The organism is Hominibacterium faecale, from assembly GCF_020734085.1.
In the GTDB taxonomy this organism is placed as follows: Bacteria; Bacillota; Clostridia; order Peptostreptococcales; family Anaerovoracaceae; genus Hominibacterium; species Hominibacterium faecale.
The window spans coordinates 57,009-75,997 of record NZ_JAJAGH010000014.1; the positions used below are offsets into that span (position 1 = coordinate 57,009).

Annotated in this window: 19 protein-coding genes; 14 read left to right on the forward strand and 5 right to left on the reverse strand. The window is 48.0% G+C overall.

The annotated features are described in order from the left end of the window. Positions 1-6: 6 nt before the first annotated feature. Positions 7-462 carry a metal-dependent transcriptional regulator gene (locus LG211_RS17670; RefSeq protein WP_253020053.1) on the reverse strand — a complete coding sequence of 152 codons (456 nt, stop codon included), beginning with the start codon at positions 460-462 and terminating at the stop codon, positions 7-9. A 117-nt stretch (positions 463-579) separates the two neighbouring features. Here LG211_RS17670 and LG211_RS17675 point away from each other — a divergent pair, with 117 nt between their 5' ends. Then, entirely contained in the window at positions 580-816 is a 237-nt protein-coding gene (locus LG211_RS17675) for a FeoA family protein (protein ID WP_148397330.1), read from the forward strand. Positions 817-832: 16 nt separating this feature from the next. Next, positions 833-2,977 carry a ferrous iron transport protein B gene (gene feoB, locus LG211_RS17680; protein WP_269478123.1) on the forward strand — a complete coding sequence of 715 codons (2,145 nt, stop codon included), beginning with the start codon at positions 833-835 and terminating at the stop codon, positions 2,975-2,977. A 13-nt stretch (positions 2,978-2,990) separates the two neighbouring features. Here feoB and LG211_RS17685 read toward each other — a convergent pair whose 3' ends face one another. Then, positions 2,991-3,431, reverse strand: a complete 441-nt coding sequence (locus tag LG211_RS17685) for a MarR family winged helix-turn-helix transcriptional regulator (RefSeq protein WP_148397332.1) — start codon at positions 3,429-3,431, stop codon at positions 2,991-2,993. A gap of 111 nt (positions 3,432-3,542) precedes the next feature. On the opposite strand from LG211_RS17685, the gene ftsH reads away from it, so the two are divergent. The 6 genes from ftsH (at position 3,543) to LG211_RS17715 (ending at position 8,035) form a co-directional block, all read left to right on the forward strand. Next, entirely contained in the window at positions 3,543-5,366 is a 1,824-nt protein-coding gene (gene ftsH, locus LG211_RS17690) for an ATP-dependent zinc metalloprotease FtsH (protein WP_336246091.1), read from the forward strand. A gap of 584 nt (positions 5,367-5,950) precedes the next feature. Beyond that, positions 5,951-6,133, forward strand: a complete 183-nt coding sequence (locus LG211_RS17695) for a sigma factor (protein WP_253020051.1) — start codon at positions 5,951-5,953, stop codon at positions 6,131-6,133. Between the two features lie 106 nt (positions 6,134-6,239). Beyond that, positions 6,240-6,371 (forward strand): hypothetical protein, encoded by a 132-nt coding sequence (locus LG211_RS17700; protein ID WP_269478124.1) that lies wholly within the window; start codon positions 6,240-6,242, stop codon positions 6,369-6,371. 312 nt (positions 6,372-6,683) lie between these two features. After that, complete coding sequence (locus LG211_RS17705; protein ID WP_148397335.1) at positions 6,684-7,181, forward strand: hypothetical protein; 498 nt, start codon at positions 6,684-6,686, stop codon at positions 7,179-7,181. Beyond that, positions 7,138-7,725 carry a hypothetical protein gene (locus tag LG211_RS17710; RefSeq protein WP_148397336.1) on the forward strand — a complete coding sequence of 196 codons (588 nt, stop codon included), beginning with the start codon at positions 7,138-7,140 and terminating at the stop codon, positions 7,723-7,725. Before LG211_RS17705 ends, LG211_RS17710 begins: the two co-directional genes overlap by 44 nt. 4 nt (positions 7,726-7,729) lie before the next feature. Next, the gene (locus LG211_RS17715) at positions 7,730-8,035 is read left to right on the forward strand and encodes a hypothetical protein (RefSeq protein ID WP_253020049.1); all 306 of its coding nucleotides are present in this window, start codon (positions 7,730-7,732) and stop codon (positions 8,033-8,035) included. Positions 8,036-8,599: 564 nt separating this feature from the next. Here the strand turns inward: LG211_RS17715 and LG211_RS17720 are convergent. From LG211_RS17720 to LG211_RS17730, 3 genes are all read right to left on the reverse strand, one after another. After that, positions 8,600-9,307 (reverse strand): hypothetical protein, encoded by a 708-nt coding sequence (locus tag LG211_RS17720; protein WP_148397338.1) that lies wholly within the window; start codon positions 9,305-9,307, stop codon positions 8,600-8,602. Between the two features lie 445 nt (positions 9,308-9,752). Further along, complete coding sequence (gene spoIIID / locus LG211_RS17725; protein WP_148399140.1) at positions 9,753-10,007, reverse strand: sporulation transcriptional regulator SpoIIID; 255 nt, start codon at positions 10,005-10,007, stop codon at positions 9,753-9,755. A gap of 191 nt (positions 10,008-10,198) precedes the next feature. Beyond that, positions 10,199-11,611, reverse strand: coding sequence for an APC family permease (locus tag LG211_RS17730; protein WP_148399139.1), 1,413 nt, complete (start codon positions 11,609-11,611; stop codon positions 10,199-10,201). A 350-nt stretch (positions 11,612-11,961) separates the two neighbouring features. On the opposite strand from LG211_RS17730, the gene mreB reads away from it, so the two are divergent. From mreB to arcC, 6 genes are all read left to right on the forward strand, one after another. Continuing rightward, complete coding sequence (gene mreB / locus LG211_RS17735; RefSeq protein WP_148399138.1) at positions 11,962-12,984, forward strand: rod shape-determining protein MreB; 1,023 nt, start codon at positions 11,962-11,964, stop codon at positions 12,982-12,984. Then, positions 12,981-14,135, forward strand: a complete 1,155-nt coding sequence (locus LG211_RS17740; RefSeq protein WP_253020047.1) for a THUMP domain-containing class I SAM-dependent RNA methyltransferase — start codon at positions 12,981-12,983, stop codon at positions 14,133-14,135. The genes mreB and LG211_RS17740 overlap by 4 nt, the downstream gene beginning before the upstream one ends. Beyond that, positions 14,116-15,600: a MocR-like pyridoxine biosynthesis transcription factor PdxR gene (gene pdxR / locus LG211_RS17745; RefSeq protein WP_269478125.1), complete on the forward strand. Its 1,485-nt coding sequence runs from the start codon at positions 14,116-14,118 to the stop codon at positions 15,598-15,600. The genes LG211_RS17740 and pdxR overlap by 20 nt, the downstream gene beginning before the upstream one ends. 138 nt (positions 15,601-15,738) lie before the next feature. Then, entirely contained in the window at positions 15,739-16,734 is a 996-nt protein-coding gene (gene argF, locus LG211_RS17750; RefSeq protein WP_148399135.1) for an ornithine carbamoyltransferase, read from the forward strand. Between the two features lie 32 nt (positions 16,735-16,766). Beyond that, on the forward strand, positions 16,767-17,987 hold the full coding sequence (arcA, locus tag LG211_RS17755; RefSeq protein ID WP_148399134.1) for an arginine deiminase: 1,221 nt from the start codon (positions 16,767-16,769) through the stop codon (positions 17,985-17,987). Between the two features lie 37 nt (positions 17,988-18,024). Next, complete coding sequence (arcC, locus tag LG211_RS17760) at positions 18,025-18,969, forward strand: carbamate kinase (protein WP_148399133.1); 945 nt, start codon at positions 18,025-18,027, stop codon at positions 18,967-18,969. Positions 18,970-18,989: the final 20 nt, after the last annotated feature.

Genomic DNA, 18,989 nt, shown 5'->3' on the forward strand with positions numbered 1-18,989 from the left:
GCGAGATCATGGAGCCGTTATTTCCGGAGCCATGGTCTTTTTCTTTTTCATTTCCTGGGTCAGCAGTTCCAGATTGTGAATGGTTTCCCGATTCAGAAAATGTTCGATTTTTTCCACCTGCTCCAGCTCCTCCTGCGAGCCATTGAGCAGGCAGAGGAAGGTGTGAAGTACTTCATGGCGATAGAGCAGGTAGCCGCCTTGTGCGAGGCCCTTTTCCGTCATCTGGATGTATCCGTATTTTTCAAAGGCAACCAGCCCCAGCTCATGCAGCTGGCGCACCATTTTTGATGCTGACGAAGATGCCACATGGAGCATTTTTGCCAGCTCCCCGATTCGCACCACTTTCCGTTCACAGAGAATGCGATAAATCATTTCCAGATAATCCTCCATGGCCGGGGTCAGCGAAACGGTTTCGTTGAGCTGATAACCTTTTAACGTATAGAACTGTCGTTTTTGATCCATTTCATCTACCTTTCAGGTATTTTTCAATCCCATGTAACCAATTTAACGCAGGGCGAATAGTATGCACTAGGAAAAAAAGTTTCCTTAACCTAAATATATTTCATGGAGGCTATCAATATGAATAACATAAATTATTTGCCCGGACTGAAGCCGGGAGAAAAAGCGACTGTAAAAGAACTGCGTACCAGCGGAAGTATGCGCAGGCGTCTGCTGGATATTGGTTTGATTGAGGATACGCAGGTTGAGTGCGTGGGCAGAAGCCCCGGCGGCGACCCGTCGGCCTTTCTAATTCGCGGCGCTGTGATTGCCATTCGTTCGGAAGATTGCGCCGATGTTCTGGTCAGCACCTGCTAGAGGAAAGGAGATTAATATGGAAGCAACGACGGAAACACTGGGAGTTTGTGAAGGGGGAGTAGGTCTGGAAATGCGGAGAACTTCCCCCGAAGATAAAGTAGTGGCTCTGGCCGGCAACCCCAATGTGGGAAAAAGTACCGTGTTCAACAGCTTGACGGGTATGAATCAGCATACGGGAAACTGGCCGGGAAAGACGGTTACCAATGCGCAGGGCGTTTGTCAGAGTGATGCCCATACATTAATCTTAGTGGATATACCTGGGACCTATTCGCTTATGGCCCATTCGGCGGAGGAAGAAGTGGCGAGGAATTTCCTCTGCTTTGGGGAGCCGGATGCGGTAACGGTGGTCTGCGATGCTACCTGTCTGGAGCGAAATCTCAATCTGGTGCTGCAAATCCTTGAAATTACCCCGAAAGTAGTGGTTTGCGTCAATCTAATGGATGAGGCCAAGCGAAAACAGATCAAGATCGATCTGGCGGGATTGTCGGAAAAACTGGGCGTGCCGGTGGTGGGAACGACAGCCAGAAAAAAACGCAGTCTGTCCCAGCTGACGCGGACCATGGATGCTGTTTTGGATTCATCGAGCAGCCGCCGGCCCCTGAAGGTGACGTATCCCCAGGAGATCGAGGATGCTGTGGCGATCGTGGAACCGGTTGTAAGAGAAAAGGCGGGAGGCCAGATCGACAGCCGGTGGCTCAGTCTCAAGCTGCTGGATCAGGATCCGTCGCTGGTGGTGGAGATTCGCCGTTTTTTAGGCGAAGATTTTCTGGAGGATCCCAGGCTCGCGGATGCCTTGAACAGGGCCCAGCAGGAGCTGAATGAACAGGGGATCACTGCTGATAAGATGAAAGACATGGTGGTTTCCAGTCTGGTGCTTACAGCAGAAGCCCTTTGCAAAGATACGGTCACTTATAAAAAAGAAGTTTATAACAACAGAGATCGGAGAATTGACCAGATTCTGACCAGCAAGTGGACCGGATATCCAATTATGCTCTGCCTTCTGGCCGTGGTATTTTGGCTGACCATTACCGGGGCCAACTATCCTTCCCAGCTGCTTTCCAATTTTCTGTTCTGGGTCCAGGATCAACTGACAAGATTGTTCCAATTTTTCGGCGCTCCGGACTGGCTGCACGGCATGCTGGTGCTGGGCGTATACCGGGTTTTGGCCTGGGTCGTGTCAGTTATGCTGCCGCCAATGGCGATTTTCTTTCCCCTGTTTACCTTGCTGGAAGATGCCGGTTATCTGCCCAGAATTGCATATAATCTGGATAAACCTTTCAAGCGCTGCAATGCCTGCGGAAAACAGGCCCTGACCATGTGCATGGGGTTTGGATGCAATGCGGCAGGGGTTATCGGCTGCCGTATTATCGATTCACCCCGTGAGCGGCTGCTGGCGATTATCACCAATAATTTTGTTCCTTGCAACGGGAGATTCCCCACATTAATCGCCATCCTCACCATGTTTTTCATTGGAACCATGGGAGGTGTGTTCTCATCGCTGCGCTGCGCACTTTTGCTGACCGTTGTCATCGTTTTGGGAATCGGCATGACTTTCCTCGTGACAAAGCTGCTTTCCCAAACCGTGCTCAAAGGGATTCCATCGTCTTATACGCTGGAATTGCCGCCTTACCGCAGACCACAGATCGGACGCGTGATCGTGCGCTCCATCTTTGACCGCACGCTGTTTGTGCTGAAGAGGGCAATCGTTGTAGCGGCGCCGGCCGGTCTGCTCATCTGGCTGATGGCGAATATCACTGTCGGCGAGGCCAGCATACTTAATCATTGTGCAGATTTTCTGGATCCTTTTGCCAAGCTTCTGGGACTGGACGGAGTCATCCTCATCGCTTTCATCCTGGGTTTGCCGGCCAATGAGATCGTAGTGCCCATCATCATTATGACCTATATGGCCCAGGGCAGCCTTTTGGAGATGGAAAGTCTGACGGCAATGAAACAGCTTTTTGTGGATAACGGCTGGACGTGGGTGACTGCCATCAGTACCATGCTCTTTTCCCTGATGCACTGGCCCTGCTCAACGACCCTGATTACCATTAAAAAGGAAACAGGCAGCTTTAAATGGGCCGCCCTTGCCTTTGCCATACCCACCGTTTCCGGCCTTGCAGCCTGTTTTCTATTCGCATCAGCGGCCAGACTTTTTATCTAAGGCGTGGTCTGTGCTATTGATCTAATTTCTTTAAGATTTCAAGAGTCGTGTTCAGCGATTCCTGAAATCTTTTTTTATCTTCGTCAGAAAGTGCTGCAGCTTTTTCGCACAATTGATGATCCACGCAGCTTATTTTTTCACAAATAAAGCTGCGGCCCTTTTCTGTGAGCCGGATCAAAACCAGCTTGCGGTTATTTTCATCCTGAAAACGTTCCACATAGTGCTCTTTAACTAGCGGTGCAACTGCCCGGGTGGCTTGTTCTTTGGAAGAGGGAATATAATCGGCGAGCCTGCTCATACTTAAATAAGGGTGGTGCATCAATGCTAAAAGGATGGAAATCTGGTTTTTCGTCAGATCAAGTCCTTTTAGATCGGATGCATTCATAACCATCTTCTGGCAGACTGAAAAAATTTCAGTAAGAATAAAAAATGGCGGTTTTTTTAATAGGTCCATGTGAAATACCTCCGTTTATACAAGATACATTATAAGGTTTAATTGGATTAAAGTCAATGGTTGACAAAAATCAACAATTGATATACCATAAACTAAAAAGGGGGAATTGACGTGAAACAGGAAAGACCAAACAAGAGACCAATGATTTATTATTACCTGGGAGTATTGATCATCATTGTTCTTCTCAATATGTTTTTAGCTCCGCTTTTAGGCAGCAGTAATATTGAGAGTACCAGCTACAACGATTTTATGACCAGTATCAACAAAAAACAGGTACAGGAAGTTACCATAGAACAAGATGTCATCTACTATACGCTGAAAGCAGGCGATGAAGGAGATGATAAGAACGTTGTCTATAAAACGGGCAGGGTAGAGGATGAAAATTTGGTGGACCGGCTTTATCAGTCAGGCGCTGTATTCTCGCAGAAGGTAGTCAAGCAGACATCGCCTTTGATGCAGATTCTGCTTTTGTGTATTGTACCAATTTTGCTGTTCAGCATTATGGGAAGGTTTCTCAGCAAGAGGATGGGCAATATGATGGGCGGACCAGGAGCCATGTCCTTTGGCAAAAGCAATGCCAAAGTGTATGTCAAGTCCACCAGCGGCATCAAATTCTCTGATGTGGCCGGCGAGGATGAGGCGAAAGAATTGCTCAGCGAAATTGTCGATTATCTGCATAAACCCGAGAAATACCAGGGGATTGGAGCACAGATGCCCAAGGGCGCTCTGCTGGTAGGGCCGCCGGGAACTGGCAAAACGCTGCTGGCAAAAGCAGTGGCCGGTGAAGCGGAGGTGCCCTTCTTCTCCATATCTGGATCGGAGTTTGTGGAAATGTTTGTGGGCATGGGAGCGGCCAAGGTGCGGGATCTTTTTAAGCAGGCTTCTGAGAAAGCTCCTTGTATCGTTTTTATCGATGAGATCGATACCATCGGTAAGAAGCGGGACGGCCAAATCTCAGGCAACGATGAGCGGGAACAGACATTGAACCAGCTGCTTACGGAAATGGACGGGTTTGACGGATCCAAGGGCGTGGTGATTCTGGCGGCCACCAACCGACCGGATTCTTTAGACCCGGCTCTGCTCAGACCAGGACGATTCGACCGCCGTATTCCAGTGGAGCTTCCCGACCTGCAGGGCCGTGAGGATATACTGAAGGTTCACGCCCAAAAAATCAAGGTGGCCGATGGCGTAGACTTTACTCAAATCGCCAAGGCTGCGGCCGGCGCTTCCGGTGCCGAGCTGGCTAATGTGGTCAATGAAGCGGCTCTGCGGGCTGTGCGGAACGGCCGGGATGCAGCCACTCAAGCGGATTTGGAGGAAAGTATTGAGGTAGTAATCGCCGGTTATCAGAAGAAGAGCCGGGTGCTGTCCAATCAGGAAAAGCAAATCGTCGCTTACCATGAAGTGGGACATGCGCTGGTGGCTGCCATGCAGAACCATTCGGCGCCGGTCCACAAAATAACCATAATTCCGCGTACTTCGGGCGCCCTAGGCTACACGATGCAGGTGGATGAAAAAGAGCATTTTCTCATGTCTAAGGAGGAGCTGGAAAACAAAATTGCTACCTTTACAGGCGGCCGTGCGGCAGAAGAGCTGATTTTCGGCTCTATAACCACAGGCGCCTCCAACGACATTGAACAGGCCACCAGGCTGGCACGGGCGATGATCTCCCAATACGGGATGAGCGATGATTTCGGTATGGTAGCCCTCCAGACGATGAACAATCAGTACCTGGGCGGAGATGCATCGTTAGCCTGTTCCGCTGACACCCAGACCCGGGTTGACAAGCAGGTTATGGAGCTGGTGAAAAAACAGCATGATAAGGCGCTTGCGATTTTGCAGGAAAACAGGGCCAAGCTGGACGAAATCGCAGGATATCTCTATGAGCATGAAACCATCACAGGGGAGGAGTTCATGGAAATTCTCGATCAGTGATCCGTAGGCCGGCTTGTCTGAACCGTAATGGGGCTCCGGTGGCCTGTTTGGCGGGGGGCGTGTGTAAATTACAGGCGCCCCCGCCAACCCTCAGGGAACGGGCTGCCGGTTTGCTGGGAAGGGCTGGAGCCCTGGCGGCTGGCCGGATTGGGGCTGTTGGGCCTTGGGGGATGAAGGCTGGCAGGCGGCTGGAGCCGCCCGTCTGGCTGGGCTGGAATTTGAGCTCCTTTCGCTTTTTTTACAATAATATTTTTACTTTTTAGAAATTAGTATAACTTTTCAACGTTTTCAGAGGCTTCCCGGGGGCAGAGCCTCGCAAACCCACAACTTTCCAATAATTTTACCGAAAACTATCTGATTTCGTTACGGTAAAGCAGCCGATCATAAGTCATATCCTTTGACTTTTATTTTTTTTTGCCTGAAACCAGCCGCGCCGATAGAATTGATTTTCCTTGTAGAAAACTGCCGCAATATGTTAAGATGTGGGAAAGGTTTCGAACGAAGCCTGGACTACTTGAATTACAAGAAATTTGAAGAAGCAGTCTTTGTAATATCTGTTAGCAGAACAATTGAGGAGAAAACCAATGGCTCCATCTGAATTTAAAACAACCAGCAGCCTGATAACAGCACTGTTTGAAAGATATAAAGTCAGCATGCAGCGGATCGCCCATGGAATCCTGAAAAACGCGAACAAAGCAGACGATGCAGTGCAGGATGCGATGATTAAGATTATAAAAAATATCCATATTATATGGAAACGATTTTAATGACGAAGAAATCGGCGGGCTTGTAGGGATTGAACCCGATGCCGTACGCAAACGGCTGTTCGGGCCAGAAAGCGTTTAGTGGAGCTTATGGAAAGGGGGTGTATCCATGAATAAGGATGAGCAAAAGGCAGAAGAACTTTTACAGCTTCTGGGAGAGGAGCTAGCAAAGAGCAGAGAACAGGCAATGGAGCGGGCGGAACAGCCAGAGCGGGAATCTATACCTGTTACAGGAAGATGAAGATAAAAGGAAGAAGCGAAAACGGCATTTGCGCCAAATCTGCGCCATATTCCTATGTGCGATTCTGCTTGAGGCAGGGATCACCACCGTTTCTTCTGATGCAGTACGCGCAAAATTGTTCGGGTTTTTCTTCGAGGATAAGGCAGGCTACGGCGATTTGGTTCGGATCGACCCTGAGGGGAGCAAAATTCTTTATCTGTGCTTCAATACTTAGCGACGCATCTTATAAAGGCGTATCTGCATCAAACGAAACATGATATTTGCCAGAACGAGTACCGACTTCTAAATCGAACGATGGAATGGAGTTGAAAAATGAAAAAAACTTATAATAAAAAAAGTATTGCAATTTGCATTTTAATTCTTTTAATCATAGGGCTATCCATAGAGGTTTATAAGTTTGTTAAAACAAACACAGGAATCATCGTATGGGATTATCAGATTGCATGTGATGCGTTTTCAACAGCGCGCGAAAGATTGGATGAAGGTCAAATGACGGATGAACAGATCGCATTGGAGTTGGCGGGGGAGACCTTTCAACCGATCTGGCAGACAAGAGATTTAACCAAGCCATTGCTGATCCGCTCAAAATGGTACTCTGATAACCTGTACAATTTTTTGTTTGCGTGTTCTGCCGCAGGAGATCTTTCAGATCAGGAACTAAAGGCTGCAATCAGCAAAATAGAGGATGTGTCTGAAGAACTAAACCTAATAGAGTGGGGCGATATACGGGCTAATGAATCGTGGACAGGGCAGAAGACTGCAATCTTTGAAACGATTGAAAAGGTGGATAAAATATTGGAGGATTATTGATTTGTTCTGTTATTTGAGGCGTGCAGTTATAATTTTTGTGTGTATCATTTTGCTCATAGCAATTGTTCTGGCAGCGATGGCTTATTTGAATGGCAAAACCAAAGGTCAGATAAAAGAAGACCTCAAAGAAGTGGGAGCAGGCAAAAATGCAGAGATCATGCGTTTTGATAAAATCAATCATTCAATTGTCGCAATGATAAAAGATGGCGATACGATTCAATGTGCAATATATGATAAACTGCCGTTTGTCTCACTTTATAACAGAGTTTCCATGATGGCGATCAACGAAGGGAACAATCCTGTCGTACTGACCAACGGCTGGGATATTTACATACTGGGAATTTCAGAAAATGATCTTGCTGTTGAAAATGTCCAACGCTGGAAAGGTACATGGACGGAAAGGCTGATTGGTTTTTTCATAAGTGTTCTTTCGGCGATCATTGTAATTGTTATAATTGCATGTGTAAAAAGAAGGAAAAATGAAAATTCAGAAGGAAAACAGGATTGCAAAAGAAAGAACCATGTGACGATATCAAAGAGGTGATTTTATGAAGTATAAACCATTAAAAAAGACGATAGGGATAAAATTGCTTACAGGAATCATTTTGATAGTCTATGTTATTAACCGTATGTATACATGTGCAATAACTGCTGCGCAACTTGAGATTATTCCTTTTATGGCATGTTGTATCGTTATTGTAATGGCGGGATTTGCATTGGCTGCCGCATGTGAGTATTTTGCTAATAAAAAGCGCGCCCATCCGATTTCTGGAGCACCCCTGAAACAACTCGTTGAAGGCGTGTTTGTTACGGTGGTAATCATCATCATCTGTATCATTATTTATGTTATATAGTCGAGCAGAGGCTGGTGTACTGACACGCTGATCATTCGGCAAACGACTTGCAGGAGTTTCAATGTGTCAGTACCCAGGAAAACAACCTCGGCTCCTATCTTTTTATGCGCCTTTCTGCACGAATATTTTTCATCTGACTAAAAAAGGATGCGATTGCAATCAAAGAAAAAATCCTGTTTACAATTACATCCTAAAGTGTGTTAATGCAATTCGCCTAGTAGCTTATTGATATTGTTGCGACGGCCACTATGAATTAGGAGAGCTATATTTCTGGTGCGGACGGCTGAACAGTGGGGAAGATGAAGTGGAGCGGATTTATTACGTTACAACAAATTCAGATTTGTTCAGCTTTTATATATAACGGGCAGCATATCTACCGATTCATGTGATTACAGATTGGAGGAAATAATATGTTAGTAACATTTTTCCCGCTTATTACCCTTGCGGTTGTGGGGAGCATTATCATAGCAGTTATTGTACTGTGCTATAAGAAAATAAGCAAAAAAAAGAAATAGCGAGGGGCCAGGAAGCATTTACCGAAAATAACCTGACTTCCCATTCAGATCAGGCCAGATGCAAAAGACGGATGATTTGACGGATCTGCTCCCGATCTTTAATATCCTCTTCAAAGGTGCAAATCAAGCTTTGGAAAGGATAGATGCCATTTTTACAATAGTGGGCCAGCTTTTCCCGATTGCTTTCCTGATAATCGGGCCTGTCCAGCAAGCCCAGATGCTCCCAAATGAGCATCCTTTGATCCCAGGGATGCTCCAGCAAAAAATCGGGATAGATGATCTTGCCGCCAATAACAAGGCGGGGCTCGTATTGGTAACTGATGCCGCAGGCTTCCAGCTCGTTTGCGATCAGAACTTCTGATTTGGAGCGCATTAGGATTCCACCATTGCTCAGGTATTTCAGCTGCTCCCTTTTGTAAGGGTTTGCGCTGGCGGTATTCTTTCCCGAGGTACCCAGGAAAGAGTAGATTGGGAGGCCCTGGTAGGATGATGGAAAAGATGCAATCAGCTCTGAAGGAATGATCGGAACATAATGGGCATCATACCAATCTGCTAAATCTCGATTTTCCTCCAGGATTGAAATCTCTTTCTGCAGATAACGCCTTCTTGCCAGGGCTGAAATCAGTTCCCGATTTCTTGTAATACCCGTTTCTTTCTGTCGATATTTGTGATAATAGCAGCCCTTTTTTAAAATGAGGCTGCCCTTGGGCAAAGCATTCAATTCCGCTTTCTTTTCTTTGATGAGATCTGCCAGCATATGGGAGGCTCCTTTCTTTACATGTAAAATATTACCATAAAAAGAAAAGGATGTAAAGGCAAGGCAGGAAAAGTTTTCTGTTTTTTACGGTTTTTGTGGCAATAAAAATAAAATCATCGCTGGACGGCTTCAAAATGGATATTTGCGATGATTTTAGGGGTGTTTTCCCGTAAAAACAGAGTATTATGTAAACGAATTATCGCTTGCAGACTGTTTTCAGATAGACAGCGATGAAAAATCATCGTGGGTCAAGCAGAAAAGTTGAAATAGCGATAAATTTCTGCCCGGGAGACTTTCCGGCCGGCCCCAGCCGTATCCACATCAAACAGCCCGGCTCCAGAACCAACCTCATCCGCAGCAGACCCCAGCCAGCCCCACAGCCTTTCAAAAGCAGCAAAAAAGCACCACCGCACCTCGCGGCGATGCTTTTTAGCCCTGCAACTTTCTAATCTTCGTGGTGCTGGTATTTTTCCTTCGTTGCCATGCCGCCGCGAATATGTCTTTCAGCCTTGTTGTTATCTAAAACCGCCTTGACCTGCGCGGCCAGACCGGGATTTATCTCAAGGAGCCGTTCAGTGATGTCCTTGTGTACTGTAGATTTGGAGACACGAAATTTTTTTGCAGTTGCTCTGACTGTTGCACCCGTTTCAATTATGTAATCGGCCAGCTCCAGTACCCTCTCTTCTATGTAATCCTTCATGTTAAGACAGTTCACCACCTCTTGTAATATTTAAACAGCTAAAAATAACCATTTTGTTATCACAATATATGAGAGAAAGATCACGCTTATGCTTACTTTCTTTTGTAAAACAGCAAAACACCCTGCATTCGAAAGGATACAGGGTGTCTGCCACACAAATTACCATTATATAAAATCGGAGATTGAGAATGCTAAGCGGCTTCGTCTTCTGTTCGGAACAACAGACTCTGCCTTTCCAGTTCTGTGACATGGCTGTTTTTTGCTTTGGCATAGACGGCCAGGATCAGACCCAGCGCGAACCAGCCGCAGACCAGCGCCCACTCGATGGGAACCAGAGGGCTGGGACCCATGGGCAGATACAGATAAGCGAAAAATAACGCTACGCCAACGGACATGGCGCCTACAAACTTGGCGTATTTCACCTTGTAAGGGCGGTGCATTTCCGGCTGTTTCACACGAAGAACAATAAAGGACAGCGAAACCATCAGATAAATGATTACAACTCCGAAGGAGCTGGCATTGACAAACCAGGTCAGCGCCCCCGCGCCCAGCAGACAAGAAAAGGTAGAAAGTCCGCCGCAGAATAAAACGGCATTGCTGGGCGTGTGATACTTGGGATGCACTTTAGCCAGAAAACCCGGCAGCATTTTGGCGTTGGCCAAAGAGAAGAGAACCCTGGCCCCGCCGTATAAAAAGCCATTCCAGCTGGTGAGAATACCGCACATAGCGCCGATGATACAGACTTTCCCCCAAATGGGATTGCCGAAAGCAAAAGCCATGGCATCGGCTACCGGAATTACGCCGCCGGTGCGCACGCTGCCTGGTGCGGAAATGCAAGTCGCAAAAATCATCAGCATATACCAGGCAGCAGCCATGCAAATGGATATGATCAAAATCCTGGGGATTTTTTTCAGCGGAACATCCATTTCACTGGCGGATTGGGGAATCACATCAAAGCCGACGAACATAGCGGGCACCATGAGCAGTACCACGGTAAACCCGTTAAAAGATGTAAAAAGCGGTTTTGTATACTCAATGTCCCCGAAAGCCACGCCGCCGGAAAGGAAGAGAATTCCAACGGCGACGAGGCCGACGGTGGCAATTGTCTGAAATACGGCGGCCTGTTTGGCACCCCGATAATTGACGATCGTAATGATCACAGAGGCAATTACCGATATGAGGGCGACGGACAAATAAACATCCGAACCCTGAATCGTCCACAAACGCCCAAATTCTGGTATGGGCACTATGTAATTTAAGGCAGTTGTGAACGCAGGGCCTTCCCAGGCCGCAACACCTAAATAGGCAAAGGCTGTCGCAAGTCCGGCAAATACCGCCGGCCAATAGCCCATTGCTTTATATGAAAACACAACACTTCCCCCAGTAAAAGGGATTGCAGGAGTCAGCTCTGCATAGACGAGTCCTACGAATATGCAGAGCACAGCCCCTACGATGTATGCGCTGATAGCACCAGCCATTCCTGCCGAGGCCGCCCACTGACCGGAGAGCATGATCCAGCCCCATCCGATCATCGTTCCAAAGGCCATGGCAAGTACGTCTCTTGATTTAAAAGACTTTTCTAAAGTCTGATTTCCTGAATTCATTAAAAGATCCTCCTTGTTTCATACGTTTTGCTTTGCGAAGTACCGGTTTTCTTGGATTCGCCTATATAACACACAATAATCGTGCCAAAACCAAAAGATAAGACAAAAAAGGCAAAAATAAAATAAAAAATGCGTGAATTTCAAAGGGTTTCCAGAAATAAAAACGACGCAGCAGCATTCGGGCGGCCGCGGATTGCTCGGTAAAAAAGTGCCGGTCGGCAATTTTTTGCCGGACAAAGGGAAAATTTTTTCGGATGTGCGTTAAGACTTTTCTGAGATTCTTATCAATATTTTCCTTATTTTCTGGCAAAACTAAGTTCAAACTGCTAGAATAAAGGAGGTAACAAATTTTGGGATTTTCAGAGGAAGTGGGCATTGACCTGGGCACGGCCAATGTGTTAGTGTACATCAAGGGCCAGGGGATCGTCTTAAATGAACCGTCCGTGGTCGCCATCAGCAAGGATACCAACGAAATATTGGCCGTGGGTGAAGAGGCCAGAGAGATGCTGGGAAGGACACCAGCCAGCATCGTAGCGGTCAGGCCGCTGAAGGACGGTGTCATATCGGACTATGACGTGACGGAGAGGATGCTCAAATATTTCATCCGCAAAGCCTGCGGAAGCAGCAAATTCTTTCGTCCTAAGCTGATGGTATGCGTACCCAGCGGCGTGACGGAAGTAGAAAAGCGGGCGGTCCGCGAGGCGGCCACCCAGGCAGGCGGAAAATCCGTATTCCTCATGGAAGAGCCGGTGGCCGCAGCCATCGGAGCCGGCCTGGATATTGCAAAACCCGATGGTATCATGATCATTGACATCGGCGGAGGAACCACCGACATCGCCGTGATTTCCATGGGCGGGATTGTTACCAGCATTTCAGAAAAGGTGGCCGGAGATCGTTTTGACGAAGCCATCATAAAATACTTGCGAAAACATCATAACCTTTATATAGGAGAGCGGACAGCCGAAGATCTGAAGATCAAAATCGGAACCGCCTATCCGCGGGAAGAGAGCGTTTCCATCGAATGCAAGGGCAGAGATCTGGTTACCGGACTGCCCAAGACCATCCTGGTAACATCGGAGGAAATGCTGGAAGCCCTGGACGAGCCCCTTTCCATCATTTGTGAGTCCGTTCACAATGTGCTGGAAAAGACGCCGCCGGAACTGGCCGCCGACATTAGCAACTCCGGGATCGTCCTCACGGGTGGCGGTGCCTATCTGTGGGGAATTGATAAACGAATCGAGGAGCGCACCGGCATACAGGTGCGGATCGCAGAAGATGCCAAGTCCTGCGTTGCCATCGGAACAGGTGAAGCTCTGGACAATATGGAGGTTATTCGAAGAAGCCAATTAAACAGAAGGGAGACCTATATTTGAAGCTGGAATTGATCGCGACAGCCACGTTTGGGCTGGAAGCCGTAGTAAAAAGAGAAATACAAGATCTGGGATACAAAATCTTGAAAACAGAAGATGGAAAGGTAACCTATCTAGGAGACGAGCGGGCGGTAGTGAGGAGCAATCTTTGGCTCCGCAGCGCCGACCGGGTCCTGCTCAAGCTGGGTGAATTTACAGCTCTCACCTTTGAAGAGCTGTTCCAGCAGATAAAAGGGATCAGTTGGGAGGAACTGATCCCGCCGGACGGGAAATTTACCGTTACCGGAAGTTCGGTAAAATCCAAGCTCCACAGCGTTCCAAGCTGTCAGAGCATCACAAAAAAAGCCATTGTAGAAAGGCTTGCGGAGGCCTATGGCATTACCCGCTTTGAAGAGACCGGCGCCGAATATACGGTTAAGGTGACCCTGCTCAAGGACCGGGTTACGGTGACAGTCGACACCAGCGGAGCGGGGCTACATAAGCGGGGCTACCGAACGGCGGACGTAGCGGCACCCATAAAAGAGACGCTGGCTGCCGCCCTGGTACAGCTGTCTTTTTGGAAAGCGGGAAGACTGCTGGTGGATCCGTGCTGCGGTTCGGGAACCATTCCCATCGAAGCCGCCATGATCGGCCGCAACATCGCTCCAGGTCTCAGCCGGGAGTTTGCCAGCGAGGAATGGGAGCTGACTCCCAAGGCAATGTGGAAGGAGGAGCGGCAGGCGGCTTTTCAGGAAATTGACTATGACGCGGACCTTCTCATTAAAGGGTCGGACATCGATAAAGGAGCCATAGAAGCGGCGCGGGAAAACGCCATCGAAGCCGGCGTGGACGACTGTATCGAATTTCAGATTATGGACATAACCAAGCTGCGTCCCGGAGATGTAAAAGACGGCATCATCATCACCAACCCGCCTTACGGCGAGCGGATCGGGGACAAAAAGACCATCGAACGAATTTACAGCAGCCTCAGCTTTTACATGAAGAAAAATCCGGCATGGTCGCTGTTTTTCATTACAACGGATAAAGAAGCGGAAGAAAAGATCATGGGCCGTCCCGCCGACCGCAGGCGAAAGCTGTATAACGGAAGGCTGGAGGTTTGCTACTATCAGTTCCATGGAAAAAGGGAAAAGAAAGATGAATCTGATCGTCGATAAGAAACTCAAGACCCCGGTCTATCTGCAGATTGTTTCCCAGATCAAACGAAAAATCATCAGCGGCGACCTGGCATCCGGATACGCCCTTCCATCGGAGCGGAATTTGGCGGACAAGCTGGGGATTCACCGTAATACGGTGGTCCGGGCCTACACGGAGCTGAAAGCGGACGGACTCATCACCTCCTATCAAGGGGTGGGATACCGGGTCCAATATCGCACACAAGAAGACCAAAAACAGAAAAAGTCGGTCAACTGGCCCAGCCAGATTAAGGAAGAGTATCTCAAGCTGGAAAGCGCTTTTGACGATCTGTTTATAAAAGCCCAGACCGAAAGCAAGATCTCCTTTGCCGCGGGGATGGCGGCAGGTGAAGTTTACGGCCAGGACGAGGTCGCGGACTGCCTGGCTAAGATTATGGCTTCTGGAAACCGCCCGTCATATTTTTACACGCCCTATCAGGGCGACCTGGAGCTGCGCAGGGAAATCGCCGCTTTCATGCGGACCAAAGGGGTGCTGACCAATCCGGGACAGATTCAAATCTTTTCCGAAAATAATCAAGCGCTGGATTTCCTGGTCACCCTGCTGCTGCTTCCCGGAGATAAAATCTTTACCGAGGAAAGCACGTCCCCGGATGTGTACCGGGCCATCGAACTTGCGGGGGGAGAAATCGTTCCGGTGCCCATGGATGAAGAAGGCATGATCTGCGACTGCCTGGAACCGCTTATTGAGCTGCACAGGCCCAGATTCATCTATATTAATTGCAGCTATCATAATCCGACCGGTATTGTTCTTTCCATGGAGCGCAGGAAAAAGCTGCTGGAGCTTTCCTATCAATACCGGATCCCCATCGTGGAGGAGGATGAAGCTTCGGAGCTTTACTTTGAAGGCAATAAAATGCCTTCGCTCAAATCCATGGATCCGGGAGAGAACGTCATCTATATGTATTCCTTCTCTCTGACTCTGGTTCCGGGCGTCGGGGTTTCCTTTATGATCGCCCCGAAGGAAGTGGTCAAAAGCCTGAGCAACCTGGTGTCAGTCCGGCTGGTGACCTTGGACTGGACTCCCCAGCATCTGGCCTGCCAGTATCTGAAAGACGGAACCTTCGCTGAAAAACTGGAAGACTTCCGGCAAATTTATAAGCGCAAGCGGGATCTGATGTGCGCCTGTCTGGACCAGGCAAAAGAATCGGTGGGTCTTTCCTATGAAAAACCCAAAGGCGGCGTATATCTATGGGTAAAGCTTCCGGCCAATCTGGATGTGGCCCTGCTGACAAAAGAGGCGGAGCGGATGGGCGTTTCCTTCATACCGGGCGGAATTTTTTTCCCGGGAAAAGCGCCCGAAGGCAATTACATACGGCTCAATTATTCCTATCCCACGGAAGAGCAGATAAAAAAAGGGATGGAACTTTTAATACAGTCCATGCAGAAAATTCAGAAAAATAGCGGTTCCCAGCCTTCAATGCTCTAAATCAAAGTGCTGGCACACTCACAAACAAAAGTGCTGGTACTTTTTGTTTGAGGATAAATATAGTATTATTTTGTTAAAGATAGGCAAAATAATTTCGTAAATGCAAATAATTAAATGAATGAAAAGGAGAATAGACAAATGGCAGTAAATTTAAAAGGAAGAAGTTTCTTAACACTGATGGATTTCACTCCAGAAGAAATCCGTTATATGCTGGATTTGGCTCACGATCTGAAAGCGAAGAAGAGAGCCGGTATCCACAATGAGGTACTGAAAGGCAAGAACGTTGTTCTGCTGTTTGAAAAAACTTCAACAAGAACCAGATGCGCATTCGAAGTTGCCTGCATGGATGAAGGCGCAGGCGTGACCTTCCTCGATTCCGGAAGCTCCCAGATGGGAAAGAAAGAATCCCTGGAAGATACGGCAAAAGTTTTGGGAAGATTCTACGATGGAATCGAATACAGAGGCTACAAACAGGAAGTAGTAGAAAACCTGGCAAAACATGCGGGCGTACCGGTGTGGAACGGTCTGACCGACGTGGATCATCCAACTCAAATTCTGGCTGACATGATGACCATTGAAGAACATGTTGCAAAACCGTTGAACCGTGTAAAAGTCGTATTCAGCGGCGATATCAGAAACAACATGAGCTATGCATGGATGTACGGATGTGCCAAGATGGGTATGCATTATGTGGCCTATGGTCCGGAAGAACTGAAAGCAGAGTTGGATCAGCAGATCATCGCTAAGGTTCAGGAAGTGGCTAAGGAGACAGGCGCTACCATCGAAATTTCCAGCGATCCAGCGAGCTTAAAGGGCGCAGATGTGCTTTACGCAGATGTATGGGCTTCCATGGGTGAAGAGGCAGAGATTCCAGAACGAGTAAAACTGCTTACACCTTACAGAATCGATATGGACATGGTAAAAGCCACCGAAAATTCTGATGTGGTATTCCTCCACTGCCTGCCGTCCTTCCATGATTTTGAAACCACAATGGCCAAGACACAGAAAGAGGCCGGATACGATATCCGCGAAGTTACAGATGAAGTATTCAGAAGCAAGCACTCCAAGGTATTTGATGAAGCAGAAAACAGAATGCATACAATAAAAGCTGTTATTGTAGCGACAATTGGTTAGACTAGTAAGAGGAAAATGAGAGGAGGGTATTTATGAAACCCGGAATTAACAATTACTCTGAAATAGGTAAACTAAACAAAGTATTGCTTCACAGACTGGGCGGAGAAATCGAAGGCCTGGTACCCGACAATTTTGAGCGGCTGCTGTTTGACGATATTCCTTATTTGAAGATCGCTCAGCAGGAACACGACCGCTTTGCCGAACTCCTTCGCGAAAACGGCGTTGAAGTCATCTACTATGTGGATGAGACGGCAAAAGCGCTCAAGACGGATGAGATCCGCAAAAACTTCGTTGATGATTTTGTTGCCGACAGCGGCATCTATTCGCAGGAGGCGCAGGAAACCGTAAGAGAATATCTGCTGGGGATGCCTTCCAAGCAGCTGGTAGAAACGGCGATCGCAGGAATTAAAAAGAGCGAAGTAGAAGTAAAGAACAAGGGCTCGCTGGCAAGCTACATTGCTTCCGGCTACCCTTACTACACCGATCCCATGCCCAACTTGTATTTTACAAGGGACCCGGGAGCCTGCGTAGGAAACGGACTGAACGTGCATCATATGAGCACTATGGCTAGGAGAAGAGAAGCTCTGCTGCTGCGCTATATGTACCTTTATAATGAAGAATTTGCTCCGGAAGGTACCCATCTATGGTACGACTACAACCAGGAATACTCCATTGAAGGAGGAGACGTTCTGGTTCTGTCCAAAGACATCTGTGCCATCGGCCTGAGCCAGAGAACAACTGCCGGCGGTATTGAACGGTTTGCGGAAAACATTCTCAAAGAATCTGCCTTTAAAAAGATTCTGGTGTTTGATATTCCAAAGAGCAGAGCCTTCATGCACCTGGATACGGTATTTACGATGGTCGATTACGACAAATTTACCATTCATCCGGAAATCGAAGGCCCTCTGCAGATTTATGAGATTACCCTCACTGCAGATGGAAAAGCTCACTTTGAAAGCATCCAGGGACAGCTGGAAGAGATTTTGAGTTCAGAACTCAAGCTGCCGGCCGTGGAACTGATCCGCTGCGGCGGCGATGATGCGATGGCTGCCCAGAGAGAGCAGTGGAACGACGGTTCCAACACGCTGGCCATCGCGCCTGGAAAGGTTATCACTTATGAAAGAAACTATGTCACCAATGAACTTCTGGAGAAGAAGGGTATTACCGTGATCACCATGCCCAGCTCCGAGCTTTCAAGAGGCAGAGGCGGCCCGAGATGTATGAGCTGCCCGGTGAACAGAGACGATCTGTAAGCATATCGTGTATAATTGATTTTAGGGAGAAGATAGAATGAAAGAAAAGCTTGTAATTGCCCTGGGCGGTAACGCCCTGCAATCGGGAAAGGGAGAAGCGACCGCTGAGGCGCAGCTGGCAGTTGTACGCAGAACCTGTGAACACATTGCCCAGATCAGCGAACAAGGTTATGAAATCGCCGTTGTCCATGGAAACGGACCGCAGGTGGGAAGAATCGTCATGGCCTCAGAAGCGGCAAAAGATGTAACACCTGCCATGCCTTTCGACGTTTGCGGCGCCATGTCCCAGGGATATATCGGTTACCACATCCAACAGTGCCTGAAATATGCCCTCAATAAAACCAACCGCAACATTCCGGTGGTAACAGTGGCAACCCAGATGATCGTAGAAGAAAACGATCCGGCTTTTAAGAACCCGACAAAGCCCATCGGCCCTTTCTACTCAGAGGCAGAAGCCAAGGTGCTGGAGGCTGAAAAGGGCTATACAATGAAAGAGGATGCAGGCAGAGGCTACAGAAGAGTGGTGGCTTCTCCGCTGCCGAGAAAGATCGTTGAAATTGATGCGGTGAAACAGCTGTGGGATCATGCGATCGTAATTACCTGCGGCGGCGGCGGTATTCCGGTGGTTGAACGGCCGGACGGTACGCTGGAAGGAACGGCGGCTGTCATCGACAAAGACTTTGCTGCAGAACTTCTGGCAGAACAAGTGAACGCCGATGTGCTGATGATTTTGACAGAAGTGGAGAAGGTAGCCATCAACTTCAACAAGCCCAACCAGCAGGATCTAGAGAACATTTCTCTGGCAGAAGCGGCTCAGTATATGGAAGAAGGCCATTTTGCCGCTGGAAGTATGCTGCCTAAGGTCGAGGCTGCGATGAAGTTTGTGAGAGCTTTCCCCCAGAAGAAAGCAATCATCACTTCATTGGATAAAGCGGTGGAAGCTCTGGAAGGCAAGACTGGAACCGTACTGACCTTTAACTGATGGATTTAGAAATTTAATCG

Excerpts from the sequence above, each read along its gene's own strand:
- LG211_RS17695 (WP_253020051.1), top strand. The coding sequence starts at position 5,951 with ATGGCTCCATCTGAATTTAAAACAACCAGCAGCCTGATAACAGCACTG.
- spoIIID (WP_148399140.1), bottom strand. The coding sequence starts at position 10,007 with ATGAAGGATTACATAGAAGAGAGGGTACTGGAGCTGGCCGATTACATA.
- LG211_RS17720 (WP_148397338.1), bottom strand. The coding sequence starts at position 9,307 with ATGCTGGCAGATCTCATCAAAGAAAAGAAAGCGGAATTGAATGCTTTG.
- arcA (WP_148399134.1), top strand. The coding sequence starts at position 16,767 with ATGAAACCCGGAATTAACAATTACTCTGAAATAGGTAAACTAAACAAA.
- LG211_RS17675 (WP_148397330.1), top strand. The coding sequence starts at position 580 with ATGAATAACATAAATTATTTGCCCGGACTGAAGCCGGGAGAAAAAGCG.
- argF (WP_148399135.1), top strand. The coding sequence starts at position 15,739 with ATGGCAGTAAATTTAAAAGGAAGAAGTTTCTTAACACTGATGGATTTC.
- LG211_RS17670 (WP_253020053.1), bottom strand. The coding sequence starts at position 462 with ATGGATCAAAAACGACAGTTCTATACGTTAAAAGGTTATCAGCTCAAC.
- LG211_RS17715 (WP_253020049.1), top strand. The coding sequence starts at position 7,730 with ATGAAGTATAAACCATTAAAAAAGACGATAGGGATAAAATTGCTTACA.
- LG211_RS17700 (WP_269478124.1), top strand. The coding sequence starts at position 6,240 with ATGAATAAGGATGAGCAAAAGGCAGAAGAACTTTTACAGCTTCTGGGA.
- arcC (WP_148399133.1), top strand. The coding sequence starts at position 18,025 with ATGAAAGAAAAGCTTGTAATTGCCCTGGGCGGTAACGCCCTGCAATCG.
- LG211_RS17705 (WP_148397335.1), top strand. The coding sequence starts at position 6,684 with ATGAAAAAAACTTATAATAAAAAAAGTATTGCAATTTGCATTTTAATT.
- LG211_RS17730 (WP_148399139.1), bottom strand. The coding sequence starts at position 11,611 with ATGAATTCAGGAAATCAGACTTTAGAAAAGTCTTTTAAATCAAGAGAC.
- LG211_RS17685 (WP_148397332.1), bottom strand. The coding sequence starts at position 3,431 with ATGGACCTATTAAAAAAACCGCCATTTTTTATTCTTACTGAAATTTTT.
- pdxR (WP_269478125.1), top strand. The coding sequence starts at position 14,116 with ATGAATCTGATCGTCGATAAGAAACTCAAGACCCCGGTCTATCTGCAG.
- feoB (WP_269478123.1), top strand. The coding sequence starts at position 833 with ATGGAAGCAACGACGGAAACACTGGGAGTTTGTGAAGGGGGAGTAGGT.